This is a genomic window from Saccharopolyspora sp. NPDC049426 (assembly GCF_040676935.1).
GTDB lineage: Bacteria > Actinomycetota > Actinomycetes > Mycobacteriales > Pseudonocardiaceae > Saccharopolyspora.
Genome location: NZ_JBFAPZ010000012.1, coordinates 126084 through 149012 on the forward strand (window position 1 = coordinate 126084; position 22929 = coordinate 149012).

Below are 22929 nucleotides of genomic sequence, written 5' to 3' on the forward strand. Positions count from 1 at the left end.
CGCGGAGTCCACGGGGCCTCTCAGGTTCTCCTACTTGCACTGATCCGCAAAAGGACTTCGACACACTCGCTAGGAGGGGCGTCATGACCGCGAAGGCGGCCATCGTCGGGTCGGGCAACATCGGCACCGACCTGCTCTACAAGCTCAGCCGGTCCAGGGACGTCGAACCGGCCTGGATGATCGGCATCGACCCGGACAGCGACGGCCTGCGCCGCGCGGCCGACCTGGGCGTGACCGCCAGCGCCGAAGGCGTGGACTGGTTGCTGGACAACGAGAGCCCGGACATCGTCTTCGAGGCGACCTCGGCCTACGTGCACAAGGCCAACGCACCGCGCTACGCCGAGCGCGGCATCCGCGCCATCGACCTCACCCCGGCCGCCGTCGGCCCGTACGTGGTGCCGCCGGTCAACATCGACGAGCACCTCGACGCGCCGAACATCAACCTCATCACCTGCGGCGGGCAGGCGACCATCCCGATCGTGCACGCCGTCTCGCGGGTCGTGCCGGTCGCCTACGCCGAGATCGTCGCCTCCGTGGCCTCGGTGTCGGCAGGGCCTGGAACCCGGTCGAACATCGACGAGTTCACCCGCACCACGGCTAAGGGCATCGAGGTCATCGGGGGAGCCGAGCGCGGCAAGGCGATCATCGTCCTCAACCCCGCCGACCCACCGATGATCATGCGGGACACCATCTTCTGCGCCATCCCGGCCGACGCCGACACCGACGCCATCGGTGAGTCGATCACCCGGATGGCCCGCGACATCGCCGAGTACGTCCCCGGCTATCGGCTGCTGTCCGAGCCGCAGTTCGACCCGCCCTCGGCCGTCACCGGCGGCCAGGCCCGCGTCGCGGTGTTCGTCGAGGTCGAGGGCGCGGGCGACTTCCTGCCGAAGTACTCCGGGAATCTCGACATCATGACCGCCGCCGCCGTGCGGGTCGGCGAAGAGCTCGCCCGCACCGGCGCGCTGCAGAAGGAGGCCGCGCGGTGACCGGACTGCCCAAGACCTACAGCGACGAGCTCGACCTGCGCATCACCGACACCTCGCTGCGCGACGGCTCGCACCACAAGCGCCACCAGTTCACCGCCGACGAGGTGCGCTCCATCGTCACCGCGCTCGACGGCGCCGGTGTGTCGGTGATCGAGGTGACCCACGGCGACGGGCTCGGCGGATCCTCGTTCAACTACGGCTTCTCCCGCACGCCGGAGCAGGAGCTGATCACCCTGGCGGCCGAGACCGCGCGCAACGCCAAGATCGCAGTCCTGATGCTGCCGGGCGTCGGCGTCACCGACGACATCGTGATCTCGCGCGACAACGGCGCTTCGGTGTGCCGGATCGCCACCCACTGCACCGAAGCCGACGTGTCCGTGCAGCACTTCGGGCTTGCGCGCGAGCAGGGCATGGAGACCGTCGGATTCCTGATGATGGCGCACTCCCAGCCGCCGGAGGTGCTGGCCAAGCAGGCGCGGATCATGGTCGACGCCGGCTGCCAGTGCGTCTACGTCGTCGACTCCGCCGGTGCGCTGGTGCTGGAGCAGGTCGCCGAGCGGGTCCAGGCCATCGACGCCGAGATCGGCGGTGACGCGCAGATCGGCTTCCACGGGCACGAGAACCTCGGCGTCGCCGTGGCCAACTCCGTGGCGGCCGCGCGCGCCGGTGCCGTTCAGATCGACGGCAGCGCCAGGCGTTTCGGCGCGGGAGCGGGCAACACGCCGGTGGAGGCGTTCGTCGGCGTGTGCGACAAGCTCGGATTCCGGACCGGGGTGGACTTCTTCGCCATCGCCGATGCCGCCGAGGACGTGGTGCGGCCGGCGATGCCCGAGGAATGCCTGCTGGACCGCTCCGCGCTGATGATGGGCTACGCCGGGGTGTACTCCAGCTTCCTCAAGCACGCCGCCAATCATGCCGAGCGCTACGGCGTCAGCCAGGCGCAGCTGCTGGTCCGGGCCGGTGAGCGCAAGCTCGTCGGCGGCCAGGAGGACCAGCTGATCGACATCGCGTTGGAGCTCACACGCGAAAAGGCCGAGTGACAAGACCCGAACTCTCGAACGGAGCGCTGCATGAGTGAGCGGGACAGCACAGAAGTTCTCGAAGCGGTGCGCAAGCTGCTTCCCTCGCTGCGCGATCGAGCGCAGCAGGCCGAGGACGGCCGCAAGATCCCGGCGGAATCCATCGCCGAACTGCAGGAAGCGGGCTTCTTCTCGCTGCTGCAGCCCCAGCGCTACGGCGGTTACGAGGCCGATCCGGTGGAGTTCTACACCGCGGTGAAGCTCATCGCCAGCGCCTGCGGCTCCACCGGCTGGGTCGCCTCCATCCTCGGCGTGCACCCCTGGCACCTGGCTCTGTTCCCGCAGCAGGCGCAGGACGACGTCTGGGGCGAGGACACCAACACGCGAATCTCGTCCTCCTACGCGCCGATGGGCAAGGCCACGGTCGTCGACGGCGGCTACCGGTTGTCCGGCAAGTGGAGCTTCTCGTCCGGTTGCGACCACGCGAGCTGGGTGTTCGTCGGCGGACCCGCGCTCGACGGCGACGGCAAGATGGTCGACTTCTGCACCTACCTGCTGCCGCTGGGCGACTACGCCATCAACGACGTGTGGGACACCGTCGGCCTGCGCGGCACCGGCAGCAACGACATCGTCGTGGACGACGTGTTCATCCCCTCCCACCGGGCGTTGAGCTTCATGGCGATGTCGAAGACCCAGTGCCCCGGCCACGAGATCAACACCGCGCCGCTGTACAGGCTGCCGTGGGGAACGGTGCACCCCTCGACGATCACCGCTCCGATCATCGGCATGGCGCAGGGCGCCTACGACGCGCACGTGGAGCACCAGGCCAAGCGGGTCCGGGCCGCCTACGCCGGTGAGCAGGCCAAGGACGACCCGTTCGCCAAGGTTCGCATCGCCGAGGCCGCCAGCGAGATCGACGCCGCGTGGCTGCAGCTGTCAACCAACATCGCCGAGGAGCTCGCCCTGCTCCGAGCGGGCGAGGAGGTGCCGATGTCGTTGCGGCTCAAGGCCCGGCGCGACCAGGTGCGCGGCACCGCGCGGGCGATCTCCGCGGTGGATCGGCTCTTTGAGAACTCCGGCGGCCGGGCGCTGCAGTCCGGCACGCCGATCCAGCGGTTCTGGCGGGACGCGCACGCAGGCAGGGTGCACGCGGCCAACGACGCCGAGCGCGCCTACACGATGTTCGGCAGCGGGGAATTCGGTCTACCGGTGAAGGATTCGATGGTCTGATGGTGGAGATCAAGAGCCAGGACGCGACGCTGCCCTCCGGGCTGACGCTGCACTACCACGAGGCCGGGGTCGGCAACGAGTCCACTGTGGTCATGCTGCACGGCGGCGGTCCCGGGGCGTCGGCGTGGAGCAACTTCAGCCGCAACATCGACGCCTTCGCCGAGGAGTTCCACGTCATCGCCGTGGACCAGCCCGGATTCGGCAAGTCGTCGAAACCGACCGAGCACGGCCAGTACTTCACCCACAGCGCGAACGCCCTCAAGGAGCTGTTCGACGCGCTGGGCGTCGACAAGGCGCACCTGCTGGGCAACTCGCTCGGCGGCGGCACCGCGGTGCGCTTCGCGCTGAACTTCCCGGACCGAGCGGGCCGGCTGGTGCTGATGGGGCCGGGCGGGCTGAGCATCAACGTGTTCGCGCCCGACCCCACCGAAGGCGTGCAGAGGCTCGGCCAGTTCGCGGCGCCGCCCGGGCCGACTAAGGAGAAGCTCGAGGCGTTCCTGCGGACGATGGTCTACGACCAGTCGCTGATCACCGAGGAGCTGCTCGACGAGCGCTTCGCCGCTGCGAGCGCGCCGGAATCGCTGGCCGCGATGAAGGCGATGGGCAAGTCCTTCTCCCAGCCGGAATCCTTCGAAGAGGGCCTGCTGTGGCGGGAGGCCTACAAGCTGCGGCAGCGGGTCCTGCTGATCTGGGGCCGCGAGGACAGGGTCAACCCGCTGGACGGGGCGCTGGTGGCGCTCAAGCTCATCCCGCGCGCCCAGCTGCACGTATTCGGACGCTGCGGGCACTGGGCGCAGCTGGAGAAGTTCGACGAGTTCAACCGCATCACCCGAGATTTCCTGACCGACTGACTTGGTGTTTGAAGTGGCGAAGCCACTTTCGCTTCTGGCGAGCGCCCTCGACGCTTGCACCGCCGGGGGTTCTCAGCGGCTTCGTGGTGAGCACGCCTCGACGCCGTGTATTGGCATGCATCAGTCGTGGCGGGCGGAGTCCACGGAGCCGCTGAGGTTCCCCCACCCGCACCGCGAAGCAAGAAGACCAGCGCTTCTGAGAAAGCAAGGGAGGGTCCCCCATGGGCATTCGCTCGCTCGGGTACCTGCGCATCGAGGCCACCGACATCGAGGCGTGGCGGGTGTACGGCCTGAAGGTCCTCGGCATGGTCGAGGGCAGCGGGACCGACCCGGACGCGTTGTACCTGCGCATGGACGACTTCCCGGCGCGGCTGGTGATCGTGCCCGGTTCGCAGGACCGGCTGCTGCACGCCGGCTGGGAGGCCGAGCACGCGGCAGGCCTGCAGGAGGTGCGGGACTCGTTGAACGCCAACGGGGTTCCGTTCAAGGAGGGGACCACCGACGAGCTCGCGGACCGGCGGGTGATGGAGCTGATCCGCTTCAGCGATCCCTCGGGCAACGAGCTGGAGGTCTTCCACGGCGCCGCGTTGCAGCACCGGCGGGTCGTCAGCCCCTACGGGCACACGTTCGTCACCGACGAGCAGGGCTTGGGGCACGTGGTGCTGTCCACCCACGACGACGAGGCGGCGCTGCGGTTCTACCGCGACGTCCTCGGGTTCAAGCTGCGCGACTCGATGCGGATGCCGCCGGAGCTGGTCGGCAGGCCCGCCGACGGCGAGCCCGCGTGGCTGCGGTTCTTCGGCTGCAACCCGCGGCACCACAGCCTGGCGTTCCTGCCGATGCCCACGCCCAGCGGCATCGTGCACCTGATGGTCGAGGTCGCCGACGTCGACGACGTCGGGCTCACCCTCGACCGCGCCTACCGGCGCGAGGTGCCGATGTCGGCGACGCTGGGCAGGCACGTCAACGACCTGATGCTGTCGTTCTACATGAAGACCCCGGGCGGGTTCGACGTCGAATTCGGCTGCGAGGGAAGGCAAGTCGACGACGATGACTGGATCGCCCGCGAGAGCACGGCGGTCAGCCTGTGGGGTCACGACTTCTCGGTCGGCAACCGGCCGCCCGGGCAGTGAGGGGAGGGGCGATGGAAGCCGTGGTCCCGGAGGTCGACGGCGCCGCGTTCCGGCGCACGCTCGGGCACTTCTGCACCGGCGTCACGGTGGTGACCGCCGCCTGCGACGGAGAGCCGGTGGGCTTCGCCTGCCAGTCCTTCTCGGCGTTGTCCCTGGACCCGCCGCTGGTCCTGTTCTGCCCGGGCAAGGCCTCCCGCACGTGGCCGCTCATCGAGCGCGCCGGCCACTTCTGCGTCAACGTGCTGTCTGCCGGGCAGCAGGAGGTGTCCGCGGTGTTCGGGCGCCGAGGCGAGGACAAGTTCGCCGACCTGGGCTGGACCCCGGCGCCCTCGGGTGCCCCCGTCCTCGACGGCGCCCTCACCTGGCTCGATTGCGAGGTCGAGTCGGTCCTCGACGGCGGCGACCACCACATCGTCCTCGGCCGCGTCCGCACTCTGGGCGACACCACGGCCGAAGACCCCCTCCTCTTCTACAAGGGCGCCTACACGGGCATCACCCGCCCCACAACACCAGCCCGCTACTGGCCCGAGGACTTCCTCACCGGAACCCCAGAAGACTGGCTCTGACACCAGAACCCTGAACACCGCCGTAATCCGGTACCGGAATACGGCGGTATTCGGGAACCTGATTACGGCGGTATTCAGGGTTCCCGCCCGGTTGTGCTTGGTGGGGGAGCCGTTTCGGGAGCGGGTGCGCGGGTGCCGCCGCGGGGTGAGGGGCGAGGCGGCACCCGCACCCCGGGATCAGAGGCGTTCGATGATGGTGCCGGTGGAGAGGGCTCCTCCGGCGCACATGGTGACCAGTGCCGTGGTGCCGTCGCTGCGTTCGAGCTCGTGGAGGGCCGAGGTGAGCAGGCGGGCGCCGGTGCTGCCGACCGGGTGGCCCAGCGCGATGGCGCCGCCGTTGACGTTGACGCGGTCCAGGTCCGGGCCGTGGACGCCGGCCCAGGACAGCACGACCGAGGCGAACGCCTCGTTGACCTCGAAGACGTCGATGTCGCCGATCTTCATGCCGGTGCGGCTGAGCACCCGCTCGGTGGCCTGCACCGGGCCGTCCAGGTGGTAGTAGGGCTCGGCGCCCACCAGGCACTGCGAGACGATCCGGGCGCGGGGACGCAGCCCCAGGGCCCGGGCGCGGTCGGAGTCCATCAGCAGCAGGGCCGCCGCGCCGTCGGAGATCTGCGAGGAGCTGCCCGCGGTGTGCAGCCCGTCGTCGAGGACGGGCTTGAGCCCGCCGAGGGCGTCGAGGCTGGTCTCGCGCAGCCCCTGGTCGCGGGTGACCTCGTCGTCGCCGATGCGGACCGGGACGATCTCCCGGTCGAAGCGCCCTTCCCGCCACGCCAGCTGAGCCCGTTCCTGCGATCGGGCGCCGAACCGGTCCAGGTCGTCGCGGGTGAGGCCGCGACGTGCCGCGATGCGGTCGGCGGCCAGGAACTGGTTGGGCAGGTCGATGTCCCACGAGTCGGGCTTCGGACGTCCCACGTCGGTGCCGATGTTGCTGCCCAGCGGCACCCGCGTCATCGCCTCCACACCGCAGGAGATGCCGATCTCGATGGCGCCGGTGGCGATGAGCCCGGCGACGAGGTGGGTGGCCTGCTGCGCCGATCCGCACTGCGCGTCGATCGAGGTGGCGCCGGTTCCCTGCGGGAGTTCGGCGTGCAGCCAGGCGGTCCGGGTGACGTTGCCCGCCTGCTCTCCCGCCTGGGTGACGCAGCCGCCGATGACCTGTTCCACCGACGCCGGGTCGAGGCCCGCGCGGTCGAGCAGGCCGCGCTGGGCGGCGCCGAGGATCTCCGAGGCGTGCAGCCCGGACAGCCAGCCCTTGCGCTTGCCGATCGGCGTGCGCACCGCCTCCACGATCACCGGAGTGCCCACCTGAATCTCCTCTCACCGCGATCACTGCCCACATAAATCTAGAACATGTTATCTCCATGCGCCATGGCGCTGTCGCACGCCAAACGATCTTTCCCTTTGGTTGTAGGATTCATGTGCGGTGAAAGGGGTTTACCGAACCCGCATCTTGTGGTTCGCTTCACATAGAACTCGTTTCAGTTCGTGCAGCGCAGGAGGTAGCCGTGGTAGCACCGAGCCTTCCGGAGGGCTTCGACTTCACCGACCCCGACCTCTACTCCGAGCGGGTGCCGCTGGAGGAATTCGCGGAGCTCCGGCGTACCGCGCCCATCTGGTGGAACAAGCAACCGTTCCGGAAATCGGGATTCGACGACGAGGGGTACTGGGTCGTCACCCGGCACGCTGACGTCAAGGAGATCTCCCGGCGCAGCGACGTGTTCTCGACGTACGAGAACACCGCGATCATCCGGTTCAACGAGGAGATGAGCCGCGAGCAGATCGAGATGCAGCGGTTCGTCATGCTCAACATCGACCCGCCGGAGCACACCAAGGTGCGGCGCCTGGTGGCGCGCGGCTTCACGCCGCGCGCGGTGAACAGCCTCAAGGAGGTGCTGCACCAGCGGGCGGAGGCGATCGCCTCCGGCGCCCTGGAGTCCGGCACGGGTGACTTCGTCACCGACATCGCCTGCGAACTGCCGCTGCAGGCCATCGCGGAGCTGCTGGGCGTGCCGCAGGACCACCGCAAGGACATCTTCGACTGGTCCAACCAGATGGTCGCCTACGACGACCCCGAGTACGACATCGACCCGGAGACCGCCGCGGCGGAGATGCTCGGCTACTTCATGGGCGTGGCCGACCAGAAGCGCAAGTGCCCGATGGATGACATCGTCACCAAGCTGGTGGAAGCCGACGTCGACGGCAGCGCGCTCAGCGACGACGAGTTCGGCTTCTTCACGATCCTGCTGGCGGTGGCGGGCAACGAGACCACGCGCAACGCGATCAGCCACGGCATGCACGCCTTCATGCAGAACCCGGACCAGTGGGAGCTGTACAAGCGCGAGCGCCCGGAGACCACCGCCGACGAGATCGTCCGCTGGGCCACCCCGGTGGTGTCCTTCCAGCGCACCGCGATGGCCGACACCGAGCTGTCGGGCGTGCAGATCAAGAAGGGCGAGCGGATCGGGATGTTCTACAGCTCGGCCAACTTCGACCCCGAGGTCTTCGACCAGCCCGAGAAGTTCGACATCACCCGCGATCCCAACCCGCACGTCGGCTTCGGCGGCACGGGTGCGCACTACTGCCTGGGCGCGAGCCTGGCGCGGCTGGAGATGGACCTGATCTTCAACGCCATCGCCGACCACATGCCCGACATCCGGCAGCTCGAAGAGCCCCGCCGGCTCCGCTCCGGCTGGCTCAACGGCATCAAGGAGTACCGGGTCCAGTACCGGTGATCCGATGGCGCTTCCGGGAGGTCTCGGGGGCGCCACCGGGCGGTTCTGGTCCGAACTGACCGGACGACTCAGACATCGATCACGGACGGTTCGGACCAAGAGACCCCCCGCGCACGATGACGGCGCCGTTCCCCGCGGGGAACGGCGCCGTCATCGCGTGGGTGCTAGTGCAGCGTGGCCACCGCGCGGTCGAACTCCCAGAACGCCCTGAGCGCCTGGATGCGGCCCTCGTCGTCGACGCGGTAGGAGAAGACGCCTTCGGCGTCCATCGCCGAGCCGTCGGGCAGGTGGGTGGTGATCTTGCCGGTGTTGGCGACCTCGTTGCCGCAGGCGAAGGAGTCCTCGATGTGGAACTCGATGCGCTCGGCCTGGGCGATCGCGGTCTCCCAGAACGCCGAGATCCCCTCGCGCCCGTGATGCCCCTTCCCGTCGGGGTCGAACACCGACGGTCCCACCGGGTCCTCCACCACCGCGTCGGAGGCGAACAGCGCCAGCCATTCGTCCTTGGCGCCCCGCGCCACCGCCTCCATCGACGCCAGGGCGGCGTCGCGGGCGGGATGGGCCTCGCGGGTCGCCTTCCAGTGCACTCCGCTCATCTCCGGGCTCCTCAGACGTTCTCGATGACTTCGGCGGCGAACTTGCGGATGGAGTCCTTCTTGGCCTCCAGCGGGGCATCGAAGCCGTGCCCGTCGAAGATCCACGGCACCACGATCGCATCGGTGACGCCCACCTCGGCCTGCTCGCGGTAGCCGTCGACGCCGAACCGGTCGATGCACACCGCCTGGACCTCGAAGGGCGCGTCGGCCCGGTCGTAGGAGGCGCGCAACTCGCCGAGCTTGTCGATGGTCTCGCGCAGCTCGGACAGCTTCATCATCGCCGAGGCCCAGCCGTCGCCCACCCGCGCGGCGCGCTTGAGGGCAGGCTCGGTGTGCCCGCCGACGTAGATCGACATCGGCTCGGACGGGGCGGGGGAGATCTGCAGCTTGTCGAAGTCGAAGAACTTCCCGTGGTACTCGACCATTCCGCCGCCGAGGATCAGCCGGATGATCTCGATCATCTCGTCGACCCGCGCTCCGCGCTTGGCGTACGGCGCCCCGCACCACTCGAACTCCTCCGGCGCCCAGCCCAGGCCGAGCCCGAGGCCGAATCGGTCACCGGTCATCGACGCGACCGAGGCCAGCTGCCGGGCCAGCAGCACGGGATTGCGCGGACCGAGCTTGAGCACCGAGGTGTAGAACCGCAGTCGCGAGGTCACCGCGCCCATCGCCGCGGTGGCGATCAGCGGATCCACCCACGGCGTCTCGGCGTCCCACATCCGGGACCCGTCGGGCGTGTAGGGGTACTCGGCGGAGACCTGCTCGGAGTAGAACAGCGAGTCCGGCAGCGCGATCGAGGTGAACCCGCACTCCTCGGCGGTGCGCGCGAGCTCGGTCAGCTGGTCCAGCGGCGTCATCGCCACCGACATCGTGAACTTCACTTCAGGCTCCCGGCTTGTTCGATCCGACGACCCACATGGAGAAGTACTGCGAGCCGCCGCCGTAGGCGTGGCCCAGCGCGACCCGGGCGCCGTCGACCTGGTTCTCCCCGGAATCACCGGTGACCTGCCGCGCGGCCTCGGCGAAGCGCAGCAGCCCGGAGGCGCCGATCGGGTTCGACGAGAGCACGCCACCGGAGGGGTTGACCGGCAGCCGTCCGCCGATCGCGGTCTCCCCGGCCTCGGTGAGCTTCCACCCCTGGCCCTCGGCGGCGAAACCGAGGTTCTCCAGCCACATCGGCTCGAACCAGGAGAACGGCACGTAGATCTCGGCGGCGTCCACTTCGGACAGCGGGTCGGTGATGCCGGCCTGCTTCCACAGCGCCGCCGCCGCGTCCCTGCCCGCCTGCGGGTTGACCTGGTCGCGGCCGGCGTAGGTGGTCGGCTCGGTGCGCATCGCGGTGGCGTGTATCCACGCCGCTTTGCGGCCGTTCGCGCTGGCCTCGTCGCCGATGACCACCGCGCACGCCCCGTCGGAGGACGGGCAGGTCTCGTCGTAGCGGATCGGGTCCCACAGCATCTGCGAGGACATCACCGAATCCACCGTGATGTCAGGCTGCTTCAAGTGCGCGTACGGGTTCCGGGCACCGTTGCGCCGGTCCTTGGCCGCCACCATCGCCCCGGTGTGGGTCGGCGCCCCGGAGCGGCGGATGTAGGAGCGCACGTGCGGCGCGAAGTACCCGCCCGCGCCCGCGCCCACCGGCATGTTGAACGGCGGGACGATCGACAGCGCCCACATCGCGTTGGACTCGGACTGCTTCTCGAACGCCACCGCCAGCACGCGCTTGTGCACGCCGCCCTGCACCAGGCTCGCCGCCACGTTGCCGGTGGAGCCGCCCACCGATCCCGCGGTGTGCACCCGCAGCATCGGTTTCCCGGTCGCGCCCAGCGCGTCGGCCAGGTGCAGCTCGGGCATCATCACGCCCTCGAACAGGTCGGGTGCCTTGCCGACCACCACCGCGTCGATGTCCGTCCAGTCCACTCCCGCGTCGGCCATCGCGCGGTCCACCGCCTCGCGGCACATCCCGGCCATCGAGACGTCCAGCCGCTTGCTGGTGTGGTGGGTCTGGCCGGTCCCCAGCACGGCCGCCAACTGCTTGCCCATCAGCCTCGTCCCTCCATCACGCACACCAGGTTCTGCTGCAGCGCGGGGCCGCTGGTGGCGTGCGCCAGCACCTTTCCGGCCCTGCCCTCGAAGACCTGCGTGGCCGCTTCACCGATGCGCGACAGCCCGGCCGCGAACATCGGGTTCCCGCACAGCGCCCCGCCCGAGGGGTTGACCGCGACCGACTCGCCCAGCCCGAGCGCCTTGCGCAGCACGATCTCCTGGTGGGTGAAGGGCGCGTGCAGCTCTGCGATCTCGACGCCGTCGGTGCCCAGCGCGGTGCCCGCGGCCTCGGTGGACACCGAACGCCGCAGGTCGCGGGCGCCGAGGCTGCCGGACTCGATGCGGTGCTGGATCCCGCCGATGTAAGCGGGTCGCTCGCGGATCTCCCTGGCGCGCTCGGCGGAGGCCAGCACGATCACCGACGCGCCGTCGGTGATCGGCGCGCAGTCGTGCGCGCGCAGCGGATCGGCGAGGTAGGGCTCGCTCAGCAGCTCCTGCGGGTCGAACGCCCCGGAGATCTGCGCGCTCGGGTTCCCCTTGGCGGAAGCGCGGTTTCGCGCCGCGACCTCGGCCATGTCCTGCTCGGTGTAGTCCCCGGCGTCGAGGCCCATCCGGGCCTGCAGACCGGCGACGCTCACCGAGTCTGGCCACAGCGGCGCGACCGAGTAGGGGTCGAGCTGCAGGGCCAGCGTGCGGCGCAGGTTCCCGGACGAGGACTTGCCGAAGCCGTAGACCAGCGCGGTGTCCACCTCGCCGGTCTGGATCTTCACCCACGCCTCGAACAGCGCCCAGGCGGCGTCCATCTCGACGTGCGACTCGTTGATCGGCGGGACCGCGCCGATCGCGTCGATCGCGGCGATGAACGAGAAGGCTCGTCCGGCGAGGTAGTCCGACGATCCCGAGCACCAGAAACCGATGTCAAACTTCGACAGACCGGTCTGGGCGAAGATCTCCTGGAAGATGGGGACCAGCATCTCGACACCGTTCGTGGTGCCGTTGGTGGCGCGCACGTTCGGTGCCTGTGCGAAGCCGACGACGGCGACGTCAGTCATTCCAGCTCCTTCACAGGTGGTGGGCGTAGGTTTCGAACGCCGCGTCCGGTTCCCCGGTCGGTTCGAAGTGGTCGATGTTCTCCAGCGTGTGGGCCCACTGGTCGCGGGGCTTCCACGACGCCTTGACCCGCATGCCCATCCGCACCTGATCGGCCTCGCAGCCCAGCACCAGGTGCAGGAAGGCGATGTCGGCGCCGTCCAGCAGGATGTAGGCGCCGACGTACGGGGGTTTGATGCGCTGGCCCAGGAAGGGGACGTTGACGATGCAGAACGTCGTCACGATCCCGGTGTCGGGCAGCTCCACCTCCTCGACCGTGGGCACGCCGTCGGTGGGGCAGGCGCCGCGCGGCGGGATGTAGACCTTCGCGCAGGCGGGGCAGCGCTGGCCCAGCAGCCGTCCCTCGACGAGCCCTTCCAGGTAGCGGCTCTCCTCGGGCGAGGCGGAGTGCATGTAGTCGAGGTTCACCGGCGAGGTCATCATCGTCACCGGATCACCGCCGACCGGTTCCGGCTGCTCGGTGGTGCCCGCGGGCTCGAAGCAGGCGATGTCGCGAATCCCGTTGCCGCGCTCGGCCGCCCAGCGGACCTGCACGCGCATCCCGGTCGAGATCGCCTCGGGGCCGGGCACGTCCACGGCGTGCAGCAGCGGGGTGTCCGCGCCGTCGAGGCGCACCAGCGCCCAGGCGAACGCGCGCTCCAGCGGCTGGCCGGGCAGCGGTTCGGGCATCCAGGTCCAGCTCACCACCGTGCCCTGGCTGCCGACTTCGACGAAGTCGTCCAGCGGGGCGGCGGTGTCCGGGTCGTGTTCGATGGGTGGCACGTGCACCCTGCCGTCGCTGCCGCGCACGCCGACAATGCCGCCATCGCGCAGCGACGTGGCGAATCGGCCGTGCACGGTCCCGAGCGAACGGGTGTAGTCGAAGCCGATGTTGAGCGGGGCGCTGAGCGGTTCGGAGATCCCAGTCACAACCCGAAGTGAAACATGTTCTCGCCATCCCGGCAATATCCGGTGCAGTATGGGCAGGGTCCGCGGGCGGCCGGGAAAGGGAGGTTCACAAGTGAAAGTAGGACTGCAGCTCGGGTACTGGGGTGCCGCTCCACCGCAGAACGCCCAAGAACTCGTTCTCGAAGCCGATCGGGTCGGATTCGACGCCGTCTTCGCCGCCGAGTCGTGGGGTTCGGACGCCTTCACGCCGCTGGCCTGGTGGGGCTCGGACACGCGCGAGGTCCGGCTGGGCACGTCGGTCGCCCAGATGTCGGCGCGCTCGCCGGCCTCCTGCGCGATGCACGCGCTGACCCTCGACCACCTCTCCGGCGGTCGCGCGATCCTCGGTCTGGGCGTTTCGGGGCCGCAGGTGGTGGAGGGGTGGTACGGCCAGCCCTTCGCCAAGCCGCTGGCCCGGACCAGGGAGTACGTCTCGATCGTGCGGCAGGTTCTGGCGCGCGAGGCGCCCATTCGCAACGACGGACCGCACCACCGGCTGCCCTACGACGGCCCCGGTTCGCTGGGGCTGGGCAAACCGCTCAAGCCGATCACCCACCCGCTGCGCGCGGACCTCCCGATCTGGCTGGGCGCCGAGGGGCCGAAGAACGTCGCGCAGACCGCCGAGATCGCCGATGGCTGGATCGCGGTCTACTACTCGCCCCGCGTCGGCGCGATGTACGAGGAGTGGCTCGCCGAGGGCTTCGCCCGCGAGGGTGCTCGCCGCACTCGCGAGGAGTTCGAGGTCGCCGCGACCTGCCAGGTCGTGGTCACCGACGACCCGGAGGCCGAGCGCGCCAAGCTCAAGCCGTCGGTGGCGCTCTACCTCGGCGGGATGGGCGCACCGGGGATGAACTTCCACGCCGAGCTTTTCCGCCGGATGGGTTACGACGAGGCGGTTTCCGACATCGAGCGGCTCTTCGCCGCGGGTCGCCGCGAGGAGGCGGTGGCGGCGGTGCCGGACGAGGCGGTCGACGACGTGGCCATCATCGGCGACCGCGAGCACGTCCGGGACCGGATCGCGGTGTGGGAGAAGGCCGGCGTGGACGTGCTGCTGGTCGGCTGCCGCGACGACGAGCACGTGCGGTCGGTCGCCGATGTGGTCCGGAACTGAAGTCTGTTCTCGGTGGAAGTGTGGTGCGGGCCGGATTGTCCTCAGCCGGTTCGGTCCGCGACCTTGCTCGATAACTGCAACACGTTCTAGGTTTGTTCGGCTGGGGAAAGCTCTCGCCGTCGACAGGAGTCCGCCGTGGCCGACATAGGACTGTGGAACATCGCCGACCAGCAGCCGAACCGCACGGCCGTGGTCTCGCCGGACGGTGGCTCGGTGACCTACGCCGAGCTCGCCGCCGCCGCCGACCGGTACGGCCGCGGTCTGCAGAGCATGGGACTGGAACCGGGCGACAGCATCGTGCTGATGCTGCCCAACGGCGCGGACCTGCTGGCCGCGTACTTCGCCGCGATCCAGACCGGCTTGTACGTGGTGACCGTGAACTGGCACCTGGTCGGTGCCGAGGTCGCCTACATCGTCGAGGACAGCGGCGCCAAGGCGTTCATCGCGCACGAGCGATTCGCCGACGCCGCCTCTGACGCCGCCGCGCGCAGCGGTCTGCCCAGCGCGGCGCGCTTCGCCGTCGGAGAGGTGCCGGGGTTCCAGCCGCTGGCGAACCTCGGTGCGGAGGAGCCCGCCAAGCGGCCCGACGTGCGCACCACGGGTTCGCCGATGCTCTACACCTCCGGGACCACCGGCCGGCCCAAGGGCGTGCGCAGGCCGCTGAGCGGCGCCGACCCGGACGACGTCCCGGCCGCCAACGCGTGGTTTTTCGGGGTGTTCGGGCTCAAGCCCTTCGACGACCACGTGCACCTGTGCGGATCGCCGCTGTACCACACGGCGGTGCTCAACTTCGTGAGCATCTCCATCCAGTTCGGGCACACGGCGGTGCTGATGGACCGCTGGGGCGCGGAGGAGATGCTGCGGCTGATCGAGGAGCACCGCGTCACGCACAGCCACATGGTTCCCACCCAGTTCCACCGGCTGCTGGCGCTGCCGGAGGAGACCCGCGAGCGCTACGACGTGTCCTCGCTGCGCACCATGATCCACGGGGCCGCTCCGTGCCCTCAGGAGGTCAAGCGCGCGATGCTGGACTGGTGGGGTCCGGTGGTCGTGGAGTACTACGCGGCCACCGAGGGCGGCGGCACGACGATCATGGCCGACGAGTGGCTGCGCAAGCCCGGTTCGGTGGGCAAGCCGTGGCCGGGTTCGGTGGTCAGCGTGCTCGGCGATGACGGCGAGCAGCTGCCGGCCGGTGAGATCGGCACCGTCTACATGCAGATGGGCGGCTCGACCTTCGAGTACCACAACGACAAGAAGAAGACCCAGGAAGCTCGGGTGGGCGACCTGTTCACCCTGGGCGATGTCGGCTACCTCGACGCCGACGGCTACCTCTACCTGTGCGACCGGCGCAACGACATGATCATCTCGGGTGGCGTGAACATCTACCCGGCGGAGATCGAGAACGCGCTGTCGGTGCACGACAAGGTCGCCGACGTGGCGGTGTTCGGCGTGCCGCACGACGACTGGGGCGAGGAGGTCAAGGCCGTCGTCCAGCCCGCGGAGGGCGTTGCCGCGGGAGATGAGCTGTCCGCGGAGCTGCTGGCCTACGCGAAGGAGCGGCTGGCCAAGTTCAAGGTCCCGCGCAGCATCGACTACATCGATGAGCTGCCGCGCGACCCCAACGGCAAGCTCTACAAGCGCAAGCTGCGCGACCCGTACTGGGAAGGTCGCGAGAAGGCCATCTGACCTGCGGTGATCGGTGTGCGACCGCGTGCGGCGGCAGGGTTGTTCCGCCGCACGCGGTTTCGTGCTGCCCATCGGGGACGTTCATGACGGACCGCCCGTTTCGCGGTAGCACTTCCGCCCCCTTGTCATCAGCGATAACACGTTCTACTTTTTTCGAGTGGCACTCAACATCGCAGATCTCTTCGAGCACGCAGTCGACATGGTCCCTGAGCGCGTCGCAGTGGTCTGCGGCGAGCGCCAGGTGACGTTCGCGGAACTGGAGCAGCGGTCCAACCAGCTGGCGCACCACCTCGCCGCCAAGGGTGTCGGGACGGGCGCGCACATCGGCGTGTACTCCAGGAACTCGATCGAAGCGCTGGAGGCGATGCTCGCGGCGTACAAGCTGCGGGCGGTCGCGATCAACGTGAACTACCGCTACGTGCCCGTCGAGCTGCAGTACATCTTCGACAACGCGGACATGGTCGCGCTGATCCACGAACGGCGCTACAGCGACCACGTCGCCGAGGTGCTTCCGCAGGTTCCGGCGTTGAATCACGTTCTAGTGATCGAGGACGGTTCGGACGCCGACCACACCCGCTACGGCGGCGTGGAGTACGAGGCGGCGCTCGCCGCCCAGCGCGCCGACCGCGACTTCGCCGAGCGCAGCTCCGACGACCTCTACCTGCTCTACACCGGTGGCACCACCGGCATGCCCAAGGGCGTCATGTGGCGCCAGGAGGACGTCTGGCGCGTCCTCGGCGGCGGCATCGACTTCATGACCGGCGAATACGTCAAGGACGAGTGGGAACTCGCCCGAACCGGCGCGGAAACCGGTGGCCTGGTGCGTCTTCCGGCCGCCCCGTTCATCCACGGCGCGGCGCAGTGGGCCACCTTCGGCAACCTCTTCGCCTGCGCCACCACGGTTTTCGTCCCCGAGTTCGATCCGCGCGAGGTGTGGCGGGCCGTGGAGCGGAACAAGGTCAACGTGCTGGCCATCGTCGGAGACGCGATGGCGCGGCCGATGATCGAGGCGCTCAACGAGGGCGACTACGACGCCTCCTCGGTGGTCGCGATCTCCTCCACGGCCGCGCTGTTCTCCACCTCGGTCAAGCACCAGTACCTCGACGCGCTGCCCAACGTCGTGATCACCGACGCGATCGGCTCCTCGGAGACCGGCTTCGGCGGCATCGGCATCGTCACCAAGGACGGCGTGCAGTCCGAAGGCCCCCGCGTCACCGCCGACCGGAAGCTCATCGTCATCGACGACGACAACCGACCGCTGGAACCGGGAACCGGGCAGATCGGCTGGCTCGCCAAGACCGGCCACGTGCCGCTGGGCTACTACAAGGACCCGGAGAAATCCGCCTCGGTGTTCGTCGAGGTCGACGGCACGCGCTACGTCGTCCCGGGGGACCACGCGCGGCTGGAGGCCGACGGCACGGTCACGTTGCTGGGTCGCGGCAACATGTCCATCAACACCGGTGGCGAGAAGGTCTTCCCCGAAGAGGTCGAGAGCGCGCTGAAGTCGCACCCCGACGTCTTCGACGTTCTGGTGGTCGGTGTTCCCGACGAGCGCATGGGCCAGCGGGTCGCCGCGCTCGTGCAGCCGCGCGCCGGTGCCGCGCCCAGCCTGGCGGAACTCGACGCCCACGCGCGCCAGGTCATCGCCGGCTACAAGGTGCCGCGCAGCCTGTGGCTGGTCGAGCAGATCACCCGCTCGCCCAGCGGGAAACCCGACTACCCGTGGGCGCGCAAGCACACCGAGACCCACGAACCCACGGAAGTCAACCAGCCCTCGCGGAAATCCGCCGCGCGCTGAGAGGAACGTAGATGCGCACATCGCTTTGCGACACGCTCGGGATCGAACATCCCATCGTCGCGTTCACCCCGTCCGAGCACGTCGCGGCCGCCGTCAGCAAGGCCGGTGGACTCGGCGTGCTGGGGTGCGTGCGGTTCAACGACCCCGACGAGCTCGACCGCGTCCTGGACTGGATGGACCAGAACACCGGCGGCAAGCCCTACGGCGTCGACGTCGTCATGCCGGCCAAGGTGCCCACCGAGGGCACCCAGGTCGACCTGGACTCGCTGATCCCGCCCGAGCACCGCGAGTTCGTCAACCGGACCCTCGACGAGCTCGGCGTCCCGGAACTGCCCGAGGACGAGAAGGAACGCGGCGGCGTGCTGGGCTGGCTGCACTCGGTGGCCCGCTCGCACGTCGACGTCGCGCTGCGGCACCCGATCTCGCTGATCGCCAACGCGCTGGGTTCGCCGCCGGTGGACATCATCGAGCAGGCCCACTCCCACGACGTCCTGGTGGCGGCGCTGGCGGGCAAGGCCGAGCACGCCCAGCGGCACGTCGACAACGGGGTGGACATCGTCGTCGCGCAAGGCCACGAGGCCGGCGGGCACACCGGTGAGATCGCCACGATGGTGCTGGTGCCGGAGATCGTCGACGCGATCGGCGGCCGCGCCCCGGTACTGGCCGCGGGCGGCATCGGCACCGGACGCCAGATCGCCGCGGCGCTCGCGCTGGGTGCCTCCGGGGCGTGGATGGGGTCCTACTGGCTCACCACGGCCGAGTACGGCATGACCATGGGCGACTCGGTGACCCAGGAGGCGCTGCTGGCGGCGGACTCCAGCGACACCGTCCGCTCCCGCATCTACACCGGCAAGCCCGCCCGGCTGCTCAAGACCAAGTGGACCGAGGCGTGGGCGGCCCCGGACGCCCCGCAGCCGCTGCCGATGCCGCTGCAGAACATCCTCGTCAGCGACGCCCACCAGCGCATGATGCGAGCCAGCGACCCGCAGGCGGTCTCCATGCCGGTCGGCCAGATCGTCGGCCGCATGAACGAGATCCGCCCGGTCGCCGACGTCTTCAACGACCTCCTCCGCGAAGTGGAGGAGACCTTCACCCGCCTCGACAAACTCCGCTGACCCCAACCACGCTGACGCACCAAGACGAGGCCCTCTCCCCAGCGGAGAGGGCCTCGCCGCACGTCCACCCTCACCCGGATGACCCCCGAAACGCCGTTGATCCCAACTTCACCCGAAAACCCGAGCCCAAACCCCCTATTCGAATTTCGCGCGAAATTCGAATAGGGGGTTTGGTCGGGTGGTCAGGAAGTGGGAGCCACGGTGGTGGCTTGTTGTTGGGCCCAGCGGTAGTCGGCTTTGCCGCTGGGGGAGCGTTGGATCTGGGGGACTCGGATGATGGCTTTGGGGAGCTTGTAGCGGGCCACGTGGTGGGCGGCCTCGGTGAGCAGGGCCTCGTCCGAGGCCTCGTGGTCCTCCAGGAGTTCCACGACGGCCACGACCTCGCTGCCCCAGCGTTCCGAGGGGCGTCCGGTGACGACGACATCGGCGATGGCCGGGTGGGCGGCGATGGCGCGTTCGACCTCCTCGACGAAGATCTTCTCCCCGCCGGAGTTGATGGTGATGCTCTGCCGCCCGAGCAGCTGGATCCGGCCGTCCTCCAGGCGGATCGCGCGATCCCCGGGGACGCTGAAGCGCCGGCCGTCGATGACCGGGAACGTGCGGGCGGTCTTGTCGGCGTCGCCTAGGTAGCCCAGCGGCACGAGGCCCTGACGGGCGAGCCAGCCCTGGCCCTCGCCGGGGGAGAGCTCGCGGGTGAGGTCGTCGTCGAGGACCGTGGTGTCGTCGTCCGGGGTGAAAACCCCCGTCTCGGTGCCGTTCCCGTCGGCGACCTGGCTCATCTGGATGCCGGTCTCCGACGATCCGACGGTGTCGACGAACAGCACGTTCGGCAGCTGCGCCTGCAACCGCGCGCGCACCGTCGGCGTCAGCGGAGCCCCGCCGTTCTGCACCGCGAACACGCCGGAGAGGTCGTAGTCGCCGCGTTCCAGCTCGGTGACCATCGGCCGGGCCATCGCATCGCCGACGACCGGGACGCTGACCACCCGCTCCCGCTGCACGGTGCGCAGGACGTCCGGCCAGTCCAGGGTTCTCGCGTCGGTGGGCAGCACGATCGCACCGCCCTGGGTGATCATGTGGAAGGTCGACCACTGCGCGGCACCGTGCATGAACGGCGCGGTCATGATCAGACGCATCCCGCCGCCGCCCTGCCTGGCGGTCTCGGCGATCTGCTCGTAGGAGCGGTAGGGCTCGGAGCTGCCGAACGGCGTGCCGCCCATCGCGCCGACGTAGGCGTCGTGCTGCCGCCACATCACGCCCTTGGGCATCCCGGTGGTGCCACCGGTGTAGAGCAGGTACAGGTCGTCACCGCAGGGCTGCGGCAGCACATCGGGAGCCGGCGTGCCCACGATGGACTCGTACGGCACGGCGCCCGGCAGCAGCGGGTTGCCGCTGTCGTCGTCGACCTGGATCAGCAGCCGCACGCCAGGTAACCGGTCCCGGATCTCGGCGACCTGCGGCGCGAACGCCGAGTGGAACACCAGCGCCTCGGCGCCGGCGTCCTGGAACAGGTACAGCAGTTCCTCGGCCACGTACCGGTAGTTGACGTTGAACGGCACCGCGCGGGCGCGCAGCGCGCCGATGAGCGCCTCCAGGTACTCGTTGCCGTTGTGCAGGTAGAGGCCGACGTGGTGCTGCCCGGACTCGTGCCCGGGCAGCCGTTCGCGCGGGGTGTGGCAGCCGAAGCCCTGCCGGGTCAGGTAGTGCGCGACCCCGTTGATGCGCGCGTTGAGATCGGCGTAGCTGAACCGCTGCTCGCCCCAGACCAGGACCTCCTGGTCCGGGACCGCCTCGGCGACGGTCTGGAAGACCGCGGACAGGGTGAAGCTCGTTCCCGTCATCTGGAGCTCCTCACCGAACAGGCATGATCGGAATGGACTTTCGGGGCTGGAAGGTGAAGTTCGACCCGGTGCTGATCCGGGTCACGGCCACCTCGTCGAACTCCCCGGCGGGTTCTTCGCCGGAGATGACGCGCGCCGTCCAGGAGTCCTCGGTGCCCTCGACCACCACGTCCAGCCGGGGGTCGACCGCGCGCACCACGGCCTGCAGCGGGGCGGTGGAACCGGGACCGCACAACGAGATCCACGCGCCGTCGGCGTGCGCCGGGCCGGGCCGCACGGTGATCGACTCGGAGTCCGGGGACGCCACGACGTAGTTCGCCGGGTTGAGCAGCGGGTGCAGCTCCAGCACCCGCAACGCGCCCTCGACACCACCGGGCAGGTCCAGGGCTCGGTGGATCCGTTCGGCGGCGAGCCCGGCGATGCCCACCAGCTGCTTGGTGCAGATCTCCCGCGGATCGGCGGTCCGCCTCGCCACGGCGCGGACGAAACCGAGGTTGAGCAGGTGCATCTGCAGGCACACCTCGTCGGCCATGCGCACCAGCGCCGAGGTGCTGAAATCGGCGAAGTCCAGGTCGCTGAGCAGCGGCCCGGTGTAGTCACCGCGCCCGTCCTCGGCCGGGTCGATGGCGGACAGCTCCAGGTTCGCCGCTCGGGATTTCCGCAGTGCCAGGCAGTCCTGGCTGGGGGAGACCGGCGGGTGCGCGTCGTCGATGATCACCGTCCACGCGCAGTGCGGTTGCCGGTCGGCGGGTGTCCGGGGCGGCCGGTGCAGCGGCCGGACCTGTGCTTTCGGGTTGGTGGCCACGGCCGTGGCGTCGAAGGTGGGGTCTTCGATGTCGTGGCACATCGCGCGCACGTAGCGCTCGCCCATCGGCTCGACGTCCATCAGCGCACCGCAGTGGTCGAGCTGGAACTCGCCGTGCCACGGGTCGTGCACGGTGTAGCGGAAGTCCATGAACTGGGGCGGAGCACCGATGTCGAGCTGCAGCCCCTTGAAGATGGTGACCACGTCGTCGCCGGAGTAGTCCAGGGCCCGCTGCATCCGGCGGGTGTAGATCGGGCTGGCCGCCATCCACTCCTCGATGGCGATCCGGGTCATCTCCTCGCGGCCGAACGACGAGATGCACCAGGCCATGGCCGAGCGGTCGATCAACTGCCCGGCCAGCAGCAGTTCCGGCAGCAGCGCGGCCAGCCGGGGTCGGGTCAGCGTTGCGTAGCGACTCTGCATACGTGCACCTCGCGCCAGTGCGGGGACGTTTGACTCTGCAACGACGGATGTCGTCATCCCGGTGCTGCTGAACCGATCACGAGCGGCGCCTCGGACGAGACGCCCCTCGTGATCGGTTCACTTGCCCTGGAAGTCGGGCTTGCGCTTCTCCGCGAAGGCCTTCGGGCCCTCCTTGGCGTCCTCGCTCATGAAGACGCCGATGCCGTGCTGGGCCTCGATGGCGAAGGCTTCCTCTTCGGGGATCGCCTCGGTCTCCCGGATGGTGCGCAGGATCGCCTGCACGGCCAGCGGACCGTTGGCGGCGATCATCTCGCCCAGTTCGAGCGCCTTGTCCAACGCCGTTCCGTCCGGCACGACGTGGCCGATCAGGCCGAGTTCCTTGGCCTCGGGCGCCTTGATGTGGCGTCCGGTCAGCAGCAGGTCGGCGGCCACCGTGTAGGGGATCTGGCGCGTCAGCCGCACGGCCGAGCCGCCCAGCGGGAACAGCCCCCAGCGCGGTTCGGAGACGCCGAAGCGCGCGCTCTCGCCGGCCACGCGGATGTCGGTGGCCTGCAGGATCTCGGTGCCGCCCGCGATGGCGGGGCCCTCCACCGCGGCGATCAGCGGTTTCGTCAGCCGTCGGCCCTTGAGCAGGCCTTCGATCTTGGCCGGGTTGAACGAGCCCTGCGCGTGCTGATCACCGGGGTGGTTGTTGCTCATGCTCTTGAGGTCCGCACCGGCGCAGAAGGCGCCGCCCGCGCCGGTGAGCACGCAGGCCCGGATCGAGGGGTCGTGGTCGACCCGGTCCCACGCCTCGATCATGATCTTGATCATCTCGCCGGACAGCGCGTTCTTGGCGCTCGGGCGGTTCATGGTCACCACCAGCACGCCCCCGCGCTGTTCCACGAGGCAATGCGGCTGCTCGGTCTCCGTCGCGGTCATCCCGCCTCCTTACGGGGCGGTCCTCGCCGG

General features: G+C 69.5%; 20 protein-coding genes. 11 read left to right on the forward strand and 9 right to left on the reverse strand.

Features of this window, described 5'->3' with window-relative positions; genetic code table 11:
* The first annotated feature begins 83 nt into the window (after positions 1 to 83).
* From AB0J78_RS25175 to hsaB, 6 genes are all read left to right on the forward strand, one after another.
* Positions 84 to 989: an acetaldehyde dehydrogenase (acetylating) gene (locus tag AB0J78_RS25175; protein ID WP_363793033.1), complete on the forward strand. Its 906-nt coding sequence runs from the start codon at positions 84 to 86 to the stop codon at positions 987 to 989.
* Positions 986 to 2029 carry a 4-hydroxy-2-oxovalerate aldolase gene (gene dmpG, locus AB0J78_RS25180; protein WP_363793036.1) on the forward strand — a complete coding sequence of 348 codons (1044 nt, stop codon included), beginning with the start codon at positions 986 to 988 and terminating at the stop codon, positions 2027 to 2029. Before AB0J78_RS25175 ends, dmpG begins: the two co-directional genes overlap by 4 nt.
* A 30-nt stretch (positions 2030 to 2059) precedes the next feature.
* The gene (hsaA, locus tag AB0J78_RS25185; RefSeq protein WP_363793037.1) at positions 2060 to 3238 is read left to right on the forward strand and encodes a 3-hydroxy-9,10-secoandrosta-1,3,5(10)-triene-9,17-dione monooxygenase oxygenase subunit; all 1179 of its coding nucleotides are present in this window, start codon (positions 2060 to 2062) and stop codon (positions 3236 to 3238) included.
* Complete coding sequence (gene hsaD, locus AB0J78_RS25190; protein ID WP_363793039.1) at positions 3238 to 4089, forward strand: 4,5:9,10-diseco-3-hydroxy-5,9,17-trioxoandrosta-1(10),2-diene-4-oate hydrolase; 852 nt, start codon at positions 3238 to 3240, stop codon at positions 4087 to 4089. The genes hsaA and hsaD overlap by 1 nt, the downstream gene beginning before the upstream one ends.
* A 221-nt stretch (positions 4090 to 4310) precedes the next feature.
* A complete protein-coding gene (hsaC, locus tag AB0J78_RS25195) occupies positions 4311 to 5222 on the forward strand; it encodes an iron-dependent extradiol dioxygenase HsaC (RefSeq protein WP_363793041.1) in 912 nt (303 codons plus the stop codon).
* A gap of 11 nt (positions 5223 to 5233) precedes the next feature.
* The gene (gene hsaB / locus AB0J78_RS25200; RefSeq protein ID WP_363793043.1) at positions 5234 to 5788 is read left to right on the forward strand and encodes a 3-hydroxy-9,10-secoandrosta-1,3,5(10)-triene-9,17-dione monooxygenase reductase subunit; all 555 of its coding nucleotides are present in this window, start codon (positions 5234 to 5236) and stop codon (positions 5786 to 5788) included.
* A gap of 177 nt (positions 5789 to 5965) precedes the next feature.
* Here hsaB and AB0J78_RS25205 read toward each other — a convergent pair whose 3' ends face one another.
* Positions 5966 to 7096 (reverse strand): steroid 3-ketoacyl-CoA thiolase, encoded by a 1131-nt coding sequence (locus AB0J78_RS25205; protein WP_363793046.1) that lies wholly within the window; start codon positions 7094 to 7096, stop codon positions 5966 to 5968.
* Between the two features lie 200 nt (positions 7097 to 7296).
* On the opposite strand from AB0J78_RS25205, the gene AB0J78_RS25210 reads away from it, so the two are divergent.
* Positions 7297 to 8523 (forward strand): cytochrome P450, encoded by a 1227-nt coding sequence (locus tag AB0J78_RS25210; protein WP_363793049.1) that lies wholly within the window; start codon positions 7297 to 7299, stop codon positions 8521 to 8523.
* 164 nt (positions 8524 to 8687) lie between these two features.
* Here the strand turns inward: AB0J78_RS25210 and AB0J78_RS25215 are convergent, their stop codons facing one another.
* From AB0J78_RS25215 to AB0J78_RS25235, 5 genes are read right to left on the reverse strand one after another with little or no spacing between them, the layout of a single operon-like run.
* Positions 8688 to 9119: a nuclear transport factor 2 family protein gene (locus AB0J78_RS25215; RefSeq protein WP_363793052.1), complete on the reverse strand. Its 432-nt coding sequence runs from the start codon at positions 9117 to 9119 to the stop codon at positions 8688 to 8690.
* Positions 9120 to 9130: 11 nt separating this feature from the next.
* The gene (locus AB0J78_RS25220; protein ID WP_363793054.1) at positions 9131 to 10000 is read right to left on the reverse strand and encodes a TIGR03619 family F420-dependent LLM class oxidoreductase; all 870 of its coding nucleotides are present in this window, start codon (positions 9998 to 10000) and stop codon (positions 9131 to 9133) included.
* A gap of 1 nt (position 10001) precedes the next feature.
* Positions 10002 to 11162, reverse strand: coding sequence for a thiolase domain-containing protein (locus AB0J78_RS25225; RefSeq protein WP_363793056.1), 1161 nt, complete (start codon positions 11160 to 11162; stop codon positions 10002 to 10004).
* Entirely contained in the window at positions 11162 to 12217 is a 1056-nt protein-coding gene (locus AB0J78_RS25230; RefSeq protein ID WP_363793058.1) for a thiolase domain-containing protein, read from the reverse strand. Before AB0J78_RS25230 ends, AB0J78_RS25225 begins: the two co-directional genes overlap by 1 nt.
* A gap of 10 nt (positions 12218 to 12227) precedes the next feature.
* Positions 12228 to 13175: an OB-fold domain-containing protein gene (locus tag AB0J78_RS25235; RefSeq protein ID WP_363793234.1), complete on the reverse strand. Its 948-nt coding sequence runs from the start codon at positions 13173 to 13175 to the stop codon at positions 12228 to 12230.
* Between the two features lie 100 nt (positions 13176 to 13275).
* On the opposite strand from AB0J78_RS25235, the gene AB0J78_RS25240 reads away from it, so the two are divergent.
* The 4 genes from AB0J78_RS25240 (at position 13276) to AB0J78_RS25255 (ending at position 18912) form a co-directional block, all read left to right on the forward strand.
* Positions 13276 to 14313, forward strand: a complete 1038-nt coding sequence (locus AB0J78_RS25240; protein ID WP_363793060.1) for an LLM class F420-dependent oxidoreductase — start codon at positions 13276 to 13278, stop codon at positions 14311 to 14313.
* Positions 14314 to 14448: 135 nt separating this feature from the next.
* The gene (locus AB0J78_RS25245; RefSeq protein ID WP_363793062.1) at positions 14449 to 15999 is read left to right on the forward strand and encodes an acyl-CoA synthetase; all 1551 of its coding nucleotides are present in this window, start codon (positions 14449 to 14451) and stop codon (positions 15997 to 15999) included.
* A 157-nt stretch (positions 16000 to 16156) separates the two neighbouring features.
* Entirely contained in the window at positions 16157 to 17797 is a 1641-nt protein-coding gene (locus AB0J78_RS25250) for an acyl-CoA synthetase (RefSeq protein ID WP_363793064.1), read from the forward strand.
* A gap of 11 nt (positions 17798 to 17808) precedes the next feature.
* A complete protein-coding gene (locus AB0J78_RS25255) occupies positions 17809 to 18912 on the forward strand; it encodes a nitronate monooxygenase family protein (protein ID WP_363793066.1) in 1104 nt (367 codons plus the stop codon).
* Between the two features lie 182 nt (positions 18913 to 19094).
* Here the strand turns inward: AB0J78_RS25255 and AB0J78_RS25260 are convergent, their stop codons facing one another.
* From AB0J78_RS25260 to AB0J78_RS25270, 3 genes are all read right to left on the reverse strand, one after another.
* Positions 19095 to 20750, reverse strand: a complete 1656-nt coding sequence (locus tag AB0J78_RS25260) for an acyl-CoA synthetase (RefSeq protein WP_363793068.1) — start codon at positions 20748 to 20750, stop codon at positions 19095 to 19097.
* Between the two features lie 10 nt (positions 20751 to 20760).
* Entirely contained in the window at positions 20761 to 21978 is a 1218-nt protein-coding gene (locus AB0J78_RS25265) for a hypothetical protein (RefSeq protein ID WP_363793070.1), read from the reverse strand.
* A gap of 117 nt (positions 21979 to 22095) precedes the next feature.
* Complete coding sequence (locus AB0J78_RS25270; RefSeq protein WP_363793072.1) at positions 22096 to 22899, reverse strand: crotonase/enoyl-CoA hydratase family protein; 804 nt, start codon at positions 22897 to 22899, stop codon at positions 22096 to 22098.
* Positions 22900 to 22929: the final 30 nt, after the last annotated feature.